The sequence below is a fragment of the Streptomyces sp. NPDC127119 genome (genome assembly GCF_042677425.1).
GTDB lineage: Bacteria > Actinomycetota > Actinomycetes > Streptomycetales > Streptomycetaceae > Streptomyces.
Genome location: NZ_JBHXTO010000008.1, coordinates 22,876 through 38,389 on the forward strand (window position 1 = coordinate 22,876; position 15,514 = coordinate 38,389).

Sequence of the window (15,514 nt, forward strand, 5' to 3'; positions counted from 1 at the left end):
GAAATGGAGCGATGTGCTCGCCCTGTGACCGTCGACGACCTCGTCGCGATCGCCTACGCGCTCGACACGACCCCCGCGGTGCTGCTGTCGCACATCCCCATCGACATGCCGGCACCCGAAGGACCCCTTGCCACCGGTCTCCCCGGCGACGTCGACCAGGCCGAGCTCCGTGCCTGGCTTGAGGGGAGGACCACACTCGACCGTGAATCGCGGGTGGGCTGGTGGGAAGAGCAGGTCGCCCACCTCAGGGGCCGGTCGGCACATCACGAGGAGCAGCTTCAAGGCGCGTAAGCGGAGCTGCGTGAGCTCGGTGACCTGGTGCTCCAGAAGCAGACGCCCCGCCCGTGCAGCGACTGCAGTGGCGCATCCGGGACGGCGAGCACGCGCTCAACCAGTCCGAAGTCGCACTGGCGTTGACTGAGCACCGACTCGACAACCTCCGAGAGGACGCCTGACAGCTGAGCCTTGGCCAGTCAAAGTGCCCTATCCATTTACTGCCTCGCCGAGGGACCGAAGGGTTCTACTGCCCTGTAAGCCAAGAGCAATAGCATCGCGGGCGGCCATGGCCGAGGCTCCGGAGCCAGTTCGATTGATGGGCCGCGATTGCTAGCGCCCACCGATAGGGTTTGCGGTGTCGGAGCAAGGAGGAGACCATGGCGCTGACCACGTCACTGGCTGGCCGGGTCAGGAACACAAGCCTTCCTAAGAGCCATGCCCTCTTGCCCCTTCTCGAGGCCGTCGTCAACGGTATTCAGGCGATCGACGCCCGATTCGCCAACGACGTCGAGCGTGGGCGCTTGACCGTCAGAATCAAGCGCAGCTCGCACGAACAACTCGAACTCGTCCCCGCCGGTCCTGGTCGTGCGGCGCTCAAGCCCATCGTCGGCTTCAGCATCGAGGACAACGGGGTGGGCTTCACCCCGGAAAACATGCAGTCGTTCGAGACGTTGGACAGCGACCACAAGGTCGACATGGGCTGCCGAGGCGTGGGGCGACTGCTATGGCTCAAGGCATTCGACAGGGTCACCATCCGCAGCGCCTACGACGACGGCGCCGGAAGCATCCGCGGGCGGCAGTTCCGATTCTCCGTCGAGAGGGAAGTCGAGCAGGGCGTGGAGGAGGACGGCCTCGACGAAGTCGGAACGACCGTGTGCCTTGACGGGTTCAAAAAACCCTTCCAGCAGAGCGCGCTGAAGGGCGTCGACGCCATCGCTCGCGACATGTTCGAGCACTGCATCTGGTACTTCCTCCGCCCAGGAAGTGCGCCTGTGATTATGGTGACCGACGGTGAAACAACCGTCTCGCTGGACGACCTCATGAATGACTTCGTGTACTCCGCGATGCCGACATCCAGAATCGAGGTCAACGGGCAGCACTTCGACATGGTCAACCTCTGTCTGAAGTCCTCAACGCGCAATCACACGCCACGGCTGTACTGGTGCGCCGCGAACCGCGTGGTGGTGGAGGAGAATCTCACGAGCAAGGTGCCAGGTCTGTACGGGAAGCTCAAAGACGAGACGTCGGCCCAGTTCACCTATGTCTGCTACCTGTCTTCCAGCTTCCTCGACGAGCACGTCCGCGCTGACCGCACAGCCTTCGACATCCCTGAGCGTGTGCCCGGCGCGACGCTGACCGAAGACGTGTCGCTGAACGACATCCGCGACCGGGTACTGAAGGAAGTAGAGACGATTCTTGCGGTCCCGCTCAGCGCGGCACGCGAGGAAGGCAAGCATCGGGTCAACGAGTTCGTGAGTAAACGAGCGCCACGGTACAGGCCTGTTCTATCCCGGCTCGAGTCGCTCGGCGTGACCGTGGATCCGTCCATCAAGGACCAAGAGCTTGAACTGCTGTTGCACGGCAACCTGCAGAAGCTCGAAGCGACTGTGCTCGCCGAGGGCCACGCCGTCTTCAACGAGGTCGGCTCTGTACGACCGGAAGACTACGCGGAACGGCTTGAGCGATACGCCGACATGGTGAAGGACATAAATCAGTCCGATCTGGCCGCGTACGTCTCGCGCCGACGAGTAATGCTCGACGTCCTCGCCAAACTGATCAGGTCTGACGAGCAGGGCAGGTACAGCAGGGAGGACTCCATCCACTCACTGCTCATGCCTATGCGGACCGACTCCAATGAGATCGGCACCGACGCCTCGAACCTCTGGATCATCGACGAGCGGCTCGCGTTCCACGACTACCTTGCCTCCGACAAGACGCTCAGGAGCATGCCCGCTACGGGATCCGAGTCGACGACGGAGCCCGACCTGTTCGCGACGCGGCTCGTCGACACTCCGGTGCTGGCCGCAGAGGGCGAGAAGCTCCCGCTGCCGTCCATCGTCGTGATCGAGATCAAACGGCCGATGCGTAACGACGCGTCGGAGGGCAAGGACCCGATCCAGCAGTGCCTTGAGTATGTGAATCGCGTGCGCGCCGGCGGCGTGAAGACAGTGTCGGGGCGGCCGATCCCTTCGACGCCGGAGCCACCCGCCTTCTGCTATGTCATCGCCGATCTCACGTCGACAATGGAGAACAGATGTAAGTATGCGGGCTTGCGTCCCACCCACGATGGAATGGGCTACTTCGGCTTCAACGAGTCGTACAAGGCCTACATCGAAGTGATGAGCTTCGAGCGTCTCGTCAACGCAGCCACCGAGCGGAACCGAGCGTTCTTCGACAAGCTGGGACTCCCTTCCAGCTGACTCCATCACAGGCGCCCACGGTAGGTCCCGTATGCCGAACACGCCGCAGCATGCACACGGCCGTCATCCTCCTGATGGCAATCGTCATCGGGCGCGTCACTCATGGGCTGACCTTCCTCGCGGGCTTCTCCGCCCATGGAGCGGTCCTTGCAGCGCTGTTCGATGCGGTCGGCGGCGCTCTCGCGGAGCAGACCGCTGCAGCGCTGAGCGAGGAAACCATGGCGGGACTGGCGTGGCTGCGTGGCCACTCACACCCCTCACTCAGTTTCCGACAATTCCATCGAGTTTGTACTGAACCAATAGTCTTCCGGATAGTTCTTGAACGTGACAAAATTCTTGCCATGGTCATTGATTTCCGTATACCCTGTCTTCCCGTCCATGACCCAGTGGAGTTTTGCCTTCCAAACCGTGTACCCTTCTGTGAAGCTTTCCAAGGCAAGATACTCCGGCTCGGCAGATGAAACCTTGTATGGGAAGTTAACGGCCTCAACGACGTCTTCTCCCGAATCCGGATCCTGCTTCACTAATTTGAATTTTGGCACGGGAGCGTCGAGATCAAGCTGGTACCTTCGGGGAGGCAATGCGGCCCCACAGCCAAATCCCACCCCCATTACGTCACCGTTCTTCTTGGACCTCTGCTTCACTATCACCTCCAGGCGGGTGAGGATGATCGCCTGTTCCTTCTCCCCTTGCACGGTAACCTCAACAAGTTCTCCGTTGGACACTTGAGATCCTGTGCGCCGGAGTACATCGGCAGCAACGCGACTCTGTTCCTCCATAATTGACTCGGATGTGCCCCGAGGGAGCTCTTGACGCAACACATCGGCAACAGATTTCGGAGATTCACGCAGTAACCAGTTGTTGCACAACACGTGGTCTGCGGGTTCAATGCTGACCAGTGGGCGAGAAGACTCTCCACCCTCACCAAAGAGGGACTGAACAAGTGATATCCCTCCCTGCTGTAACCAACCTCCGATCGCTGCAACCACCACGGCAGATAACGTTGTAATAAGCGTCGGCCTCCTCCACCAAGGGCGCGTCGAACTACTGTTATCTGGCGAATCAGAATCACCCTGCTGTGACATGTTCCACCGCTTTCTCTCCAGGCCACACTTACCCCTCTAAAACCACGGGATGTTTGGATTGATCCCCTCCCTGTCACAGATAAGGGAAGCCTACAGCCCCTACCTGAACGGGACACTCGCGGGACATCCCTTGAGTGAAATTGTCTATTTTTCTTCTCGCATTTCACGTGGAGGGTCACTTAGCGTTTTCAGCGTTGCTTCGCCAGAGTGAGGACGGCCTTCGTGATGACGTTAGGGCTCGCAGAGAATTAAGGTGTTGCTTCCCGTGATGCGGCTCGTTGCTGTGGTGTGAGCGTCCCCGGCGAGGTCCGCGGTCAACTCGTTGTAAGGCTCGAGGTGTTGTTCCCGCACCTCGATGAACGGCAGCGGCGGCTGATGATGGGGGCCGAGGCCCGGATCCTGGGCCATTCCGGTATCCGGGCGGTCGCGCGGGCGGCTCAGGTCAGCGAGACGACGGTCCGTAAGGGCGTGGACGAACTGGAGGTCGGCGAGAAACCTCTGGGCCGGGTACTCAGGCCTGGTGGAGGACGCAGGGGCCTTCACGAGGTCAAGGCCCGAGCTGTTATGTCAGATCCTCGGCCTGGTCGACGTACGCCTCACGCACCTCAGAACAGACCTACCACCGACGCCGGAAACAAGCCTCGCTCGGCCGGCTCACCCCCGTCGAGTTCGAGACGGTCATGACCCCATCGGCCCTCCAGGCCGGGTAACCGAACTTGTCACCCAACCCTGCATCAGACCCCTCATATGCCACCGCAGGCTCACCAACTGAATGACGTCTTACGCAGCTCATTCTCCCCAGATTCTCCCCAGAGTCGGCCGTGCGTGAGGAAGTGGCGGTGGAGGAGCCGGTCGATCTGTGACACTGCTACAGACACGGTGGGCAACTGGCTGATGAGTGGCGGCGGTAATCGCCCTCGGGCCAGCGAAGACCGCAGGACCAGGGAAATGCCATGGCGGCTCAGCTCCGAACCACCTGCGCGTCGGCGGGGACCACTCGCCGGTTCTGCCCACCCCGCGTCGGCGGGGACCACGCTTCCTGACCTGGTCATTTGTGGTCGCTTTGCCCGCTGCATCTGGCGCTGTCCATGACCCTGCGCATCGGCTGCGCCGCAACTTTCACAGTCAGCGCGCTGTACCTCGCCGCCGTCAGCGTCTACCGCTGACCATCCACGGCGGTTCAGAACGGCTGATGCGTCAGTGTGCGGTGTGCGGTGCGACGAGCTGACGACACTCGTGTACACAAGCTGCGATCTGTTCATCGTCCGCTGGCAACTCGGCAAGTAGGTGGAGCAGGTCCGTGACAGCGCTGTGGTCCAACTCCGTGTCAAGGAATGCATCTGCGGTCTCGGCGACCGACTCTGTGTCAAGGAACGCGCCTGCGGTCTCGGCGACCGATTTCTTGAGCGCAGCGCTGAGATCGACAAGGGCTTCTGCGTGCTTGCCGGACAGGTACCGTGCGTGGCCGCGCACAGCAACGGCCCAAGCGCTACTTGGGACGAGGTCGAGTGCGGTGGTGAAGTCCGCGATGGCACCGTTGTACCGGCCTGCTGCCTTGCGTGCAAGACCACGGTGGGCGAAGGCCAGGTCAGCATCTGGATAAAGGTGCAGGAAGACGGTGAAGTCGCTGTCGGCGTCGTCGTAGCGGCCCGCCCGCCGGTGAGCAACGCCGCGCTGGAAAAATGCCCAGGTGCCGCCTGGGTCGAGTTCGAGTGCGCTGGTGCAGTCGGTGACGGCGTCGTCGTATCGGCCCGCATCGTGGTGGGCCATACCTCGGGAGCCGAGGGTCCGTGCATCAGCGGCATCGAGGCCGAGTGCGGTGGTCAGATCAGAGATCGCTTGATCGATGCACCCGAGCCGACGATGAGCCGCGCCTCGCAGGCTCCAGGCTCGCGGATTGTGTGGGTCGAGGTAGATAGCTTGGTCGAGTTCTGTGATGGCTTCGTCTGTGCGACCGGCCAGATCAAGGTGCTGGCCGCGGTACGTATGCGCCCAGGCCCGAGCGCCTGCACTCAAGTCCCCGCAAGTCAACAGTGCGGTGAGCTCTGCAAGAGCGGGCTGGTCACCGGCAGCGGCCGCCTCAAGGCGTTCAGCCCAAGCGATGAGGGTCTGGTCAGCGCAATCGTGGGCTGCCTGGCATAGGACGTCATTCCACTGTCGCAGGACCGCAGTTTCCTGATCGGCGGCGTGCACGGCATGTTCCAGGGCGGCCGGCAGTTGTGCAGTTGGATGAGCACACAGACGGTGGTACGTCTCATCGCGCAGGTGCCGTCGCCACTGGGGATCGTTCCACCGCTTTGACTCAGGAAGGTCTTGCTCGGCGTGGACGCGCTGCATCGCATACAGGTCGGCGAGTTGTTGGTGCGTGGTGCTCCAGCGCTGGGGAGAGCGTGTGCGTTGTCGGCGCACCATGCTCGCGCGGACCAGGTTGTGGAAGTGCTTGAAGTCGCCTCGTCCGCTGATGAAGGGCTGTTTGCACAGCCACGGCCACAGTTCGCGGCCCTCAGGAGGTACGGCGGCGGCGAAGATGTCCTCGTTGAGCTGTATGGGCAGTGAGCACGCCAGGATCGTCTCGCGCTGCTGCGGATCCGTGATCCACTGAACGAAGCGTTCGACCGCCGTGTCCACCACATTGTCGTTGGCGTGCACGGCCTGGGTGCTTTCCGGTCGAGCGCGTGCCAGCAGCGCCACGAGCAGCGGCAGTCCCCTCGACAGATGAAGTACCGCTTCCACGACGTCTGGCCTTGTCACGCCATTGGCGGCCAGCAGGACCCGGGCCTCTGCATGAGTGAAGGCCTCCAGTGGGACGTCGACCACCAGCGGCCGCATGTGCGCCCAGTCTCGTTCGGTCAGTTCGTCACGACCGGCCAGAACGACGATCACGTTGACCGGTAGTGGTCCGAAGGCTTCCTGGAGCATTTCTCGCAGCCACCGGTCCAGAAGCCGGCCTGTCTCGTCCCAGGTGTCGAAGAACAGCACCACCCACGGACGCCGCTCGCACAGCCTGCCGAGCTCGGAGACGAACGCCCGGCTTACCTGCGCTGCGTCGAGCCCTCGTCCGCGACGACCCCCCAGATCTCGGGCTCCGGCCCGGATTCGTTCCAGTCCCTGGGCGGCGGCATCGGGATTGGTCATTGCGGTTAGTGCTGCGGCCCCCGGGAGCAGTGACGCCGCACCGAGCGCGGCCTGTGTGATCAGGCGGCTCGACACCGAGGCTTCGCTGTCCACCGCGGGCGCCTCGGTGATCAAAGCGTCCTGTTCCCGGCGGAACTGCTCGACGGCTCGGTCGAACGCTCGCAGCGGGCCCTCCTGCTGGGCCATTTGACGCGCCAGCTCCACCATCGCCTGCTGCACATCGTGCGCGCCACTCTCGTCCACCACCGCAGTGATGGCGCCGGCGCGACGGGCTATGTCCTCCCACTGGCGCAGCAGCGTGGACTTCCCCACACCACCCACTCCCTGCACGTGAAACAGAAACTCCGCTGGATCCTCGCCGGATTCCGGAGCCGGGTCCTTGGCCAGGTTCTCCGCGAACAGCATCAACTGTGGTCGCCGGCCAACGAACTGCGATCGCATGCGCTGTCGGATCAGATCCCCACGTGAGCGTCCTCGACGCTCCTCTGCTGCCACGTGCTTCCCCCTTCGTCCGCATGTTTGCAGCCGTTCGATGCCCCCCGTTCTCACTATGCCCGCCGGGCTGCGGTGTGCCGATGGCCAGATGGGATCATCGACACGATGACACTGCGTACCGCGGGCCCCTTGGAGCTTCGGCGGACTGGTCAGCCGTAGCGTCAAACCTGCGATTTCCAGAGCGACACGAAGAGCCTTGCAGGCGCGTACGGACTCCGCCTCGTCCTGCAGGTGCCGCTGCCAGTTGGTCTCTTCTTCGGGAGTATGTCGGCCACAGGCGGACGGCTGCTGGTCGGCGCGGGCCGCGTAGATCTACCGCGGGGTGGGGTCGTCGCTCCAGGGCTGCGCCGACAACCTCCGCGTCGGCGGGGACCACTGGAGCTGGGCAGGCAGGTTCCCCCCACTGGGACGAACCACCCCCGCGTCGGCGGGGATCACACATCCTGACCTGGTTATTAGTGGTTGCTTTGCCGTCTCTTTGCATGGGAGACGGGTGAGCGGGGCGTGCACAGGTGGACTGTATCGGGTTGTGCTCTGGGGTTGTCAGTGGTGTGGGGTTAGGTCTGGGGCTGGGCTTGCAGCCGATGCTGGTAGGGGGCGTTGTGGGTGGTCTGTCTGTAGAGGTGGATGAGTCGGCGCGGGGAAAGTCGCGGGGGCTGGATCCTGGGCAGGGTCCATATCTGTTGGTACGGCATCTGCTGGATGCGGCGGCGATGGGCTTGTTCTTGTGGGACTGCTATCTGTCTGATGGTCAACGGCGTTGCATTGCCGCTAGGTTGAGGATGCCGGGTGATCTTGGACGGGCCCGGTTGTTCGGGAGCGCTGCCTGAGTCGCCCCCGCGCCCGCAGAGATCCTCCGCTGAAGCGCGCCACCCGCACGGTCACGAACGTCGCCCCGTGCCCGCGTCGGGTTCTTGGTGCAGGTCGAGGAAGCAGCGCAGTCGTACGCCGGGCTCGCCGGGTTCCCTCGTGGTCCGGTCCGCGGGTGCAATGGCGCAGTGTGCGGCGAGTAGTTGCTGGATGGCGAAGGTGGTTGCGTCGTCGGCGGCTGCGATCTCCACCACGGCCAGGCCGGGCCGGGCCACGTGTGCGTCAGTCATCGGTTTCATGCCTGATACGACGTGCCGGCCGTGGTGCAGGGTTCTGTCGGCCAGGCTTGTTCACCCGACCGGGTCTGGCCGCCCGTAGGCGCCGCAAACCTGTCTTGGGCGGTCACCGGCGGGTCGGTTCAGGAGCGTGGCTATGGCGCGCTCTGGTGGTCGAGGGTCTCCTGCCCGCAGCCCGCGCCCGCAGCCCGAGCGAGTTCGGCGCTCTCCGGCGAGAGCCCGTCTCCGGTGGTGCAAGGGGCGGCCGTTCGCTCGTCATAGCCGGTACGTCTGACAGCGACTCGATCAACTCTTTTCGGCCGGGATCTATGCCTGTGGCCGGTTTGTGGTGCACTCTGTCGGTCCGGGCCCCGCCAAACCCCCAGGTGGACGCCCTGTCGCAGGGTCCTGCCGTCCCGTCGGCGGCAGGACCCGCCGCCTCCCGGCTCCCCACGGGAGGCCATGCGGCTGCGCGGGCGCCGATATGACTGTTGCGGCGGCCGGGTGACGCTGACCGCGTTCGGCGTCGGGGCCGGCTGTGGGCCAGATATCAACGCAGCATGCTCAAGACTCTGTCGCGTGGCCTGCTGGCCGCCGCCTTCCTCGCCCTGCCCCTCGCCGTCCCGGCTGCTGCCGCGCAGCATGCCGCGTCGCTTCCGCTCGCCGAAGCCGTCGACTTGCTGCCGTCCGGTGTCGAGTCCCGGGACGGCTATCAGCGCACCTCGTTCAAGCACTGGGTGGATGCCGACCGGGACGGATGCTCGACCCGCATGGAGGTACTGATCGCCGAATCGCGTACCGAGCCGACCGTCGAGGCGGGCTGCAAGGTGACAGCGGGGACGTGGTTCTCCTACTACGACGGCGTCACCCTGACCGCGCCGGGCGGTCTGGACATCGACCACATGGTGCCGCTGGCCGAAGCCTGGGACTCCGGGGCCTCTGCCTGGACCGCGGCCCGTCGGGAGGCCTACGCCAACGACCTCGATGCCGAGAGGTCCCTCGTCGCAGTCACCGCCCGCACCAACCGATCGAAGTCCGACCAGGACCCGGCCGACTGGACCCCGCCCCTTGCCGACGCGCGCTGCACGTACACCGCGGACTGGGTGGCGACGAAGCTGCGCTGGCAGCTGGCCGTTGATGACCGTGAGCGCGGCGCCCTGACCGAACTCGCGGCGGGCTGCGGGCAGGAGACGGTCGACTACGAGCCGGCGCCGTAGCGAGGGTTACTGCTTCTCAGACTTCAGCAACGCAGCCACGATCTCCTCGAACAAGGTGACATTCTTGTTCGACAGGCCCAGGTCGAGCGCAACTTCCCGTGGGCTCCTCTTCTTTGGGTCGCTGGCACGTTTGAGGATGTCGGCTGCACGGAGCAGGTCTTTGTGCTGGCACAGCAGTTTGTCGGCGAGGTTCCTCCACGGGTCGGCGGGGGTCTGTGCTTCCCCGTCGCAATGGCGGTTATGGCGTTCTGTGACAGGCCGGTGTCCTTGGTGAGCCTGGTCCGGCCGTCTTGGGGGGCGAGACCGTAGCCTTGCGCTTTCGCCCGTCGGCTGACGAAGTCTTTGAAGTCTCGCGGATGCATGGGCTGTTGGCGCCTTACCGGCATGGGCGCCTGGCCCTCTGCGGGTCCGGCGCGAACGGTCTCCCACACCCGCACCCGCACCCGCACCTCATCACAGCATCACGGCCGCCTGATCCCCCGGATACGCACGACGGTCCGTCATGCCCCGGGCACACCCCGCCCGGGGCCGCTCAGGCGCGCATCCCACCGCGCTGGGGCGCGAAATGCCCTCTGGGGTTCACGGCGTCATGTCAGGGGTTTTGATAGTCGATGGCCGACGCTCCCAGGACATTGAGGAGGGCCAGCGCCTCAGCGCTCGGAGACCCGTGCGGGGCGCTGTAGAGCACCAGGTGCTGGTCGCGTTCGGTGAGGGCCAGGGAGTCGCAGTCGACAGTGATCCTGCCGACGGCGGGATGGTGGAACGTCTTCGTGAGGGTGGGCGTGGCCAGCACGTCGTGACGGTCCCAGAGCGTGGCGAACTCGGCACTGCCCTCGCGGAGTTCGTCGATCAGGTCCGTGACCGCGGGGTCGGCGGGATAGCGCGCAAGGGTGCTGCGCAGGCTCATGACGGCCTGGTGCCGGAACTCGGTGAGGTCCCGCACGCCGTAGGGCGGGGCGCCGGGGGAGTGGTGACCGAGGAATGCCCTGCGGGCGAGGTTGCGGTTCCTGGGCGTGAGCTCGGCGAAGTCCTCCATGAGGGCGGCGGCGAGGTCGTTCCACGCGAGTACCTCGAACGTGGCGGACAGGACGAAGCCTGCCGTCTGGGGAAGCCGTTCGAGCAGGGCGAGGATGCTCGGGCGGACGTCGCGCCGGTGCCGTCTGGTGTTGCTGGGCGCGGTACCGGCGAGGACATGAAGATGATCGGATTCGGCGTCGGTGAGCAGCAGGGCGCCCGCGATGCCGGCGAGAACCTCTGCCGAGGGACGTGAGGCGGCCCGGCCCTGTTCGAGACGGACGTAGTACTCCGTGGAGATGTGCGCGAGGACCGCCACCTCCTCGCGGCGCAGACCCGTTGTCCGGCGCCGCGGACCCGATGGCATACCCACGTCCTGGGGCCGGAGCCGTTCGCGACGGCTCCGCAGAAAGGCCCCCAGCTCTTGTTTGTCCATACACCGAGTGTGCGCGCCCGGCCGGGCGCCATCCTGGTACGACTTGTGCCTGCATCCGGTTCCGGAACCGGCGAACACTTCCGGCATGACCAACGACACCACCCACACCCCCATCGGCCTGCTGAACGACAAGGTCGTGTTCATCACCGGCGCCAGCCGCGGCATCGGCGCTGCCGCGGCACGGCTCTTCGCACGGGAGGGCGCGAAGGTCGTGCTCGCAGCCCGGAGCGCCGACGCCCTCGATCGCCTCGTCGCCGAGATCCGCGCGGACGGCGGCGTCGCCGACGCCGTCACCCTTGACCTCGCCGACCGTGCGAGCATCCGTGCCGCCATCGACCGCGTCGGGCAACGCCACGGACGGCTCGACGGCGCGTTCAACAACGGCGCCGCCGGCCAGCAGCAGCCCGGCCCGGTCGACAGCACCACGGACGCGGACATCGAGGAGCAGTTCACCGTGAACTTCCGCGCACACTGGACCGCCATGAACGCCGAGGCCGCGCTCATGCGCCAGGGCGGCGGCGGGGCCGTCGTCAACACCTCCAGCATCGGCAGCCGCCGTGCGAACCCGGCCCTGCCCGCGTACGGCGCGATGAAGCGTGCCCTCAACAGCCTCACCGAGACGGCCGCGGTCAACTGGGCTCCTGCCGGGATCCGGGTGAACGGCATCACCCCCGGCGGCACCGCCACCGAGATGATCGACGCCTGGGAAGCCGCCACGCCCGGCATCGTCGAGCGCATCGAGGCATCCACCCCGCTCGGCCGCATGGCCGAGCCCCGCGAGGTCGCCGAAGCGGCGGCCTGGCTGCTCAGTGACCGCGCCTCCATGGTGACCGGCGCGATCCTGCCGGTCGACGGCGGCGCCGGGGCCTGAGCCGGGGCCCGACCGGAACGCCCCCGCCATCCGCGTACGGGCCAACGCGCTGGCGCCGGGCCGTGAGGCGTTCCGACGCTGCTGGTGGGCGATCCCTGGACGGGGCGCTCGGCGGGCCGGGCGGCCAGATCACGGCCTCGGCGAGTGCGCTGGTGGGGCCGGCGGCCCAGTCCGCGGCCAGCGCGGACAGGGTGGCACCGGAGATCGTGAAGAGGTGCGGCGGTCCATCGCGGTTCGCAGGGCCTCTCTGAGGGCGGGCACAGAGCTGTGGTCGCCGAGCGGGATGACGCCGTCGCCGGTGCGCGGCAGCCAGATCGGCCAGTCGTCGGCACGGACCATGTCCGCAGGCCAGCCCAGCGCCTCGGCGATGTAGACCTGGGACTCGGCGTTGGGCGCGGTGCCGCGCTGCCATTTACGCACCCGCGCTTCGTCCGTGCCTGAGCGCAGGCCACGGCGGACAGCCGCGGCACAGATGCCGCAGACGAGTTCCTCCATCGTCATGCCGACGGCCAGGCTGTCAACTCCGCCACCCCGAACCCGGCGCCGACCTATGTGAACGTCTCGTTCTTCCGCAGGCTGGTCAGTGTCAGCAGGGCCTGCTTGAAGCAGCTCAGCTTCCGCCATGGGGAGCGAAGTTCACGTCGTCGGGCGTAGACGAGCCAGGAGACATTCTCGACCAGCTCGCACGGGACGTCGAGCATGGAAGGATACGGAACCACCGAAGCCCCCCGACTGTAGGCGTGTTGAGTGAGATCACTACACCAACGGCGAGGGGCTTCGCCGCATCTCCACCACGCTGACCAGTCTGTTTCACTCCTCAGGCCCCAGGATGAAAGAGGTGCACTGAGATCATGTCAGTCGTCGAGGAAGGGAGACAGGCTGACGGGCTCTGTGGGGGTGTTGCGGGAGGAAAGTTCAGATAGGGCCGCGTGGCGTAGGTGTTCGGCGAGTGCTGGGGTCGCCGTCGACGCGGTGCTGTCCTTGACGCCCCAGGCCAATAGATGGCGGCGGCGAGCCCAGGGGTCTTGCAGTACGCACACGTCGAGGGGCAGTTGAGGGTCGATGGCGCGACGTGGTACGACGGCGATCCCGACGCCGGCGGCGGCGAGGGCGACGAGGACGGTCAGGTTGGCGACGGTGGTGCGGTGGCGCACCACTGGAGCGTGGGGGCTCAGGTGTTTTTCGATCCAGCGGCGCAGCGAGGAGTCGCCGTTGAGCCCGACGAGAGGATGCTCGGCGACCTCGCTGTAGGTCAGCGCGGTCCGACCGGCAAGGACTCCTCCAGCCTGGCCGATCACGACGAGGGAGTCGTCACCCAGGGGTTCCATGCGCAGGCCGCAGTCGTGGGCCTCATCGTCGAGGACGACCCCCAGGTCAGCCTCGCCGTCGGCGAGCATCCGCACAGTCTGCGGGGTGCGGCTCTCGGACACCCTGACATCGATGTCTGGGTGTGCGCGCAGGAACGAGACCAGGGCCTGCGGCACGAGTCGGTGCATCGCGGAGCCGCCGCCCAGCAGGGTCAGTGGAGCGGTTGGGGACCGGGTGTAGCTTGCGACGGCGCTTTCAAGTCGCGCGGTCTGGGCGAGTACCTCGCGGGCGTGGCGGGTCAGCGTCGTCCCCGCTGGTGTAGGCCGCACGCCTCGTCGGCCGCGGATCAGCAGTGCCACGCCGGCGTGGTGCTCCAGTGCGCGCACCCTGGCGCTGGCCGAAGGCAGGCTTAGATGCATGCGGCGAGCGCCCCCAGTGATCGACCCCTCCGTGATGATGTGGAGAAAGAGCCGCAGGTCGTCCAGGTCGTAGCGCATCGGCTCAGACTAAGGCTCAGGCTAAGGCTGGGTTCGCCGATTACGCATTGTGGATCAGATCGTCACCGGGCGATGCTTGGCGTGTGTTCGAGTTATCGCTTGTTCTGCTGGCCGGCGTCGCCGCTGGAGTCCTGAACGCCATGGGTGGCGGAGGTACGTTCGTTGCGCTGCCCGCTCTGGTCGCGTTCGGCCTGTCACCGGTGACGGCGAACGCGGTGTCGCGAGTCGCTCTTGTACCCGGTGCCGTGGCCAGCGCATGGGTGTACCGAAATGAGCTCGCCCAGCTTGGGTCTACGTCCACGAGGGCGCTGACAGTGATCAGTGTCTTGGGCGGTGGAGTCGGTGCTGGTCTGCTGCTGGTCCTGCCCGCGTCGTCGTTCGACACTGCGGCGCCGTGGCTGCTCGCCTTCGCTACGGTGGTCCTCGCCTTTGGGCGGCACCTCTCCAGAGGGCTGGGCAGACTGCTGGGCCGCTCGGTCGGCATGAGTTCACGAGTCGTTCTGGTCGGACAGTTCTTCCTTGCTGTCTACGGTGGATACTTCGGCGGTGCCGTAGGCATCATGATGATGGCGCTGTGGAGCATAGGCCTTGGCCTCGATGCCGCGGCGAGCAACCCGATGCGGATCGCCCAGCTCGCGGCCATCTACCTCAGCGCGACCGTGCTGTTCCTCATGGCCTCTGACGTGCTGAGCGCCCCGGGTCTCCTCATCGCCATGCTGGTGGGCGCCGTGGTCGGCGGTTTCGGCGGCGCCCACCTCGCCCGACGTCTGCCCGCCTGGCTGTTGCGGGGCGTCATCCTGACGACGGCCGTGATCACCACCGTCCTCTACTTCCTGCGCGGGTGAGCCCCTGTGGGAAGGCGCGCCGCCCCATTGCCCGTCCTAGGGAGCCGAGGCTGACTGACATGACCGAAAGCGGCGAGGGAGCTATCGCTCCCTACACAGAGGCAGCGAGAGCGAGGCTGGTGATGGCCTACGAGGCATGTGAACTGGCCGACCTGGCGCGCGCCGGAGTCCCGATCGGCGAGCATGAGTTGAATCCCGACGGCACCACCCGTGCGCCGGGCGCCGTGCTGGCCGACGCGGCCCGGATTCTCGCCATCGCGCAGCGGTTGCTCGAAGCCGCCGCGGTGTTCGAGCGCATGGCCGGCGCCGACTGGCAGCTCATCGGGAGCATCCTGGGGGTGCCTCCCCGCACTGCGCGGGTGCGTTTTGCGATGTCCGAGGCCGCTTTCCGGGAAGAACTGATCTTCCCCAAGGGGACTCACGCGGGTGGAGCCGCCGAAGAGGCGAACTGCCTTCGGGCCCACATGGCCAGGGAGCCGCTGGAAACCGCCCTCGACCTCGACGACTGGGTGCTGCGCCACGAGGATGGCGACGGCGACCTCGGCACCGCACCGGTCTCCGGTGGCCTGGTCCGGCGGGATCTTCAACGATGTGCTGAGGAACACCCCTGACCCCGAATGTTCCCGAAACGAGGAGAGACGACGTGGACACCTCGCCATCCGACGTGGCACGGCTGCTGCGGTTGCTCGCCGTGCGTGTCCTGGCCTTCGCACTGCTCGCCGGCGTCACGGGCGAAACGCTGCTGACGGTTCTCTGCGCGCTCGCCGGTATCTGCTTTTTCCTCCTTGTGCCGGTCGCCTCGGCAGTGGATCGCCGGCCGGACTAGCAAG

Annotated in this window: 15 protein-coding genes and 1 pseudogene; 9 read left to right on the top strand and 7 right to left on the bottom strand. The window is 65.9% G+C overall.

What is annotated here, in order from left to right; genetic code table 11:
• The first annotated feature begins 24 nt into the window (after window positions 1-24).
• Window positions 25-291, top strand: coding sequence for a hypothetical protein (locus tag ACFVH5_RS06180; RefSeq protein ID WP_385832411.1), 267 nt, complete (start codon window positions 25-27; stop codon window positions 289-291).
• Window positions 292-653: 362 nt separating this feature from the next.
• A complete protein-coding gene (locus ACFVH5_RS06185) occupies window positions 654-2,696 on the top strand; it encodes an ATP-binding protein (protein WP_385832412.1) in 2,043 nt (680 codons plus the stop codon).
• Between the two features lie 257 nt (window positions 2,697-2,953).
• On the opposite strand, the gene ACFVH5_RS06190 is transcribed toward ACFVH5_RS06185, so the two are convergent.
• Window positions 2,954-3,421, bottom strand: coding sequence for a hypothetical protein (locus tag ACFVH5_RS06190; protein ID WP_385832413.1), 468 nt, complete (start codon window positions 3,419-3,421; stop codon window positions 2,954-2,956).
• A 738-nt stretch (window positions 3,422-4,159) separates the two neighbouring features.
• Here ACFVH5_RS06190 and ACFVH5_RS06195 point away from each other — a divergent pair.
• A pseudogene (locus ACFVH5_RS06195) lies at window positions 4,160-4,315 on the top strand (ISAzo13 family transposase); the annotation flags it as partial.
• A 663-nt stretch (window positions 4,316-4,978) separates the two neighbouring features.
• Here the strand turns inward: ACFVH5_RS06195 and ACFVH5_RS06200 are convergent.
• The gene (locus tag ACFVH5_RS06200; RefSeq protein ID WP_385832414.1) at window positions 4,979-7,411 is read right to left on the bottom strand and encodes a tetratricopeptide repeat protein; all 2,433 of its coding nucleotides are present in this window, start codon (window positions 7,409-7,411) and stop codon (window positions 4,979-4,981) included.
• 584 nt (window positions 7,412-7,995) lie between these two features.
• Between ACFVH5_RS06200 and ACFVH5_RS06205 the strand changes: the two genes are divergently transcribed.
• Window positions 7,996-8,241 carry an HD domain-containing protein gene (locus ACFVH5_RS06205; protein WP_385832513.1) on the top strand — a complete coding sequence of 82 codons (246 nt, stop codon included), beginning with the start codon at window positions 7,996-7,998 and terminating at the stop codon, window positions 8,239-8,241.
• Between the two features lie 51 nt (window positions 8,242-8,292).
• Here the strand turns inward: ACFVH5_RS06205 and ACFVH5_RS06210 are convergent, their stop codons facing one another.
• On the bottom strand, window positions 8,293-8,511 hold the full coding sequence (locus ACFVH5_RS06210; protein WP_385832415.1) for a DUF6207 family protein: 219 nt from the start codon (window positions 8,509-8,511) through the stop codon (window positions 8,293-8,295).
• Between the two features lie 545 nt (window positions 8,512-9,056).
• Between ACFVH5_RS06210 and ACFVH5_RS06215 the strand changes: the two genes are divergently transcribed.
• Window positions 9,057-9,713 (top strand): HNH endonuclease family protein, encoded by a 657-nt coding sequence (locus ACFVH5_RS06215; protein ID WP_385832416.1) that lies wholly within the window; start codon window positions 9,057-9,059, stop codon window positions 9,711-9,713.
• A 592-nt stretch (window positions 9,714-10,305) separates the two neighbouring features.
• On the opposite strand, the gene ACFVH5_RS06220 is transcribed toward ACFVH5_RS06215, so the two are convergent.
• Window positions 10,306-11,163 (bottom strand): helix-turn-helix domain-containing protein, encoded by an 858-nt coding sequence (locus tag ACFVH5_RS06220; protein WP_385832417.1) that lies wholly within the window; start codon window positions 11,161-11,163, stop codon window positions 10,306-10,308.
• Window positions 11,164-11,248: 85 nt separating this feature from the next.
• Here ACFVH5_RS06220 and ACFVH5_RS06225 point away from each other — a divergent pair, with 85 nt between their 5' ends.
• Window positions 11,249-12,034: an SDR family NAD(P)-dependent oxidoreductase gene (locus ACFVH5_RS06225; RefSeq protein WP_385832418.1), complete on the top strand. Its 786-nt coding sequence runs from the start codon at window positions 11,249-11,251 to the stop codon at window positions 12,032-12,034.
• Window positions 12,035-12,163: 129 nt separating this feature from the next.
• Here ACFVH5_RS06225 and ACFVH5_RS06230 read toward each other — a convergent pair whose 3' ends face one another.
• The 3 genes from ACFVH5_RS06230 to ACFVH5_RS06240 form a co-directional block, all read right to left on the bottom strand.
• Complete coding sequence (locus ACFVH5_RS06230) at window positions 12,164-12,535, bottom strand: hypothetical protein (RefSeq protein ID WP_385832419.1); 372 nt, start codon at window positions 12,533-12,535, stop codon at window positions 12,164-12,166.
• A gap of 47 nt (window positions 12,536-12,582) precedes the next feature.
• Window positions 12,583-12,735 carry a hypothetical protein gene (locus tag ACFVH5_RS06235; RefSeq protein WP_385832420.1) on the bottom strand — a complete coding sequence of 51 codons (153 nt, stop codon included), beginning with the start codon at window positions 12,733-12,735 and terminating at the stop codon, window positions 12,583-12,585.
• Window positions 12,736-12,888: 153 nt separating this feature from the next.
• Window positions 12,889-13,839, bottom strand: a complete 951-nt coding sequence (locus ACFVH5_RS06240) for a LysR family transcriptional regulator (protein ID WP_385832421.1) — start codon at window positions 13,837-13,839, stop codon at window positions 12,889-12,891.
• Window positions 13,840-13,922: 83 nt separating this feature from the next.
• Between ACFVH5_RS06240 and ACFVH5_RS06245 the strand changes: the two genes are divergently transcribed.
• From ACFVH5_RS06245 to ACFVH5_RS06255, 3 genes are read left to right on the top strand one after another with little or no spacing between them, the layout of a single operon-like run.
• Window positions 13,923-14,684, top strand: a complete 762-nt coding sequence (locus ACFVH5_RS06245; RefSeq protein ID WP_385832422.1) for a sulfite exporter TauE/SafE family protein — start codon at window positions 13,923-13,925, stop codon at window positions 14,682-14,684.
• Window positions 14,685-14,743: 59 nt separating this feature from the next.
• Window positions 14,744-15,295: a hypothetical protein gene (locus tag ACFVH5_RS06250; RefSeq protein WP_385832423.1), complete on the top strand. Its 552-nt coding sequence runs from the start codon at window positions 14,744-14,746 to the stop codon at window positions 15,293-15,295.
• A 32-nt stretch (window positions 15,296-15,327) separates the two neighbouring features.
• Window positions 15,328-15,510, top strand: coding sequence for a hypothetical protein (locus ACFVH5_RS06255; RefSeq protein ID WP_385832424.1), 183 nt, complete (start codon window positions 15,328-15,330; stop codon window positions 15,508-15,510).
• Window positions 15,511-15,514 lie beyond the last annotated feature (4 nt).

Bases quoted from the DNA above. Each gene is read 5' to 3' on its own strand.
- ACFVH5_RS06185 (WP_385832412.1), top strand. From the start codon at position 654: ATGGCGCTGACCACGTCACTGGCTGGCCGGGTCAGGAACACAAGCCTT.
- ACFVH5_RS06205 (WP_385832513.1), top strand. From the start codon at position 7,996: ATGCTGGTAGGGGGCGTTGTGGGTGGTCTGTCTGTAGAGGTGGATGAG.
- ACFVH5_RS06210 (WP_385832415.1), bottom strand. From the start codon at position 8,511: ATGACTGACGCACACGTGGCCCGGCCCGGCCTGGCCGTGGTGGAGATC.
- ACFVH5_RS06215 (WP_385832416.1), top strand. From the start codon at position 9,057: ATGCTCAAGACTCTGTCGCGTGGCCTGCTGGCCGCCGCCTTCCTCGCC.
- ACFVH5_RS06220 (WP_385832417.1), bottom strand. From the start codon at position 11,163: ATGGACAAACAAGAGCTGGGGGCCTTTCTGCGGAGCCGTCGCGAACGG.
- ACFVH5_RS06225 (WP_385832418.1), top strand. From the start codon at position 11,249: ATGACCAACGACACCACCCACACCCCCATCGGCCTGCTGAACGACAAG.
- ACFVH5_RS06230 (WP_385832419.1), bottom strand. From the start codon at position 12,535: ATGACGATGGAGGAACTCGTCTGCGGCATCTGTGCCGCGGCTGTCCGC.
- ACFVH5_RS06235 (WP_385832420.1), bottom strand. From the start codon at position 12,735: ATGCTCGACGTCCCGTGCGAGCTGGTCGAGAATGTCTCCTGGCTCGTC.
- ACFVH5_RS06240 (WP_385832421.1), bottom strand. From the start codon at position 13,839: ATGCGCTACGACCTGGACGACCTGCGGCTCTTTCTCCACATCATCACG.
- ACFVH5_RS06250 (WP_385832423.1), top strand. From the start codon at position 14,744: ATGACCGAAAGCGGCGAGGGAGCTATCGCTCCCTACACAGAGGCAGCG.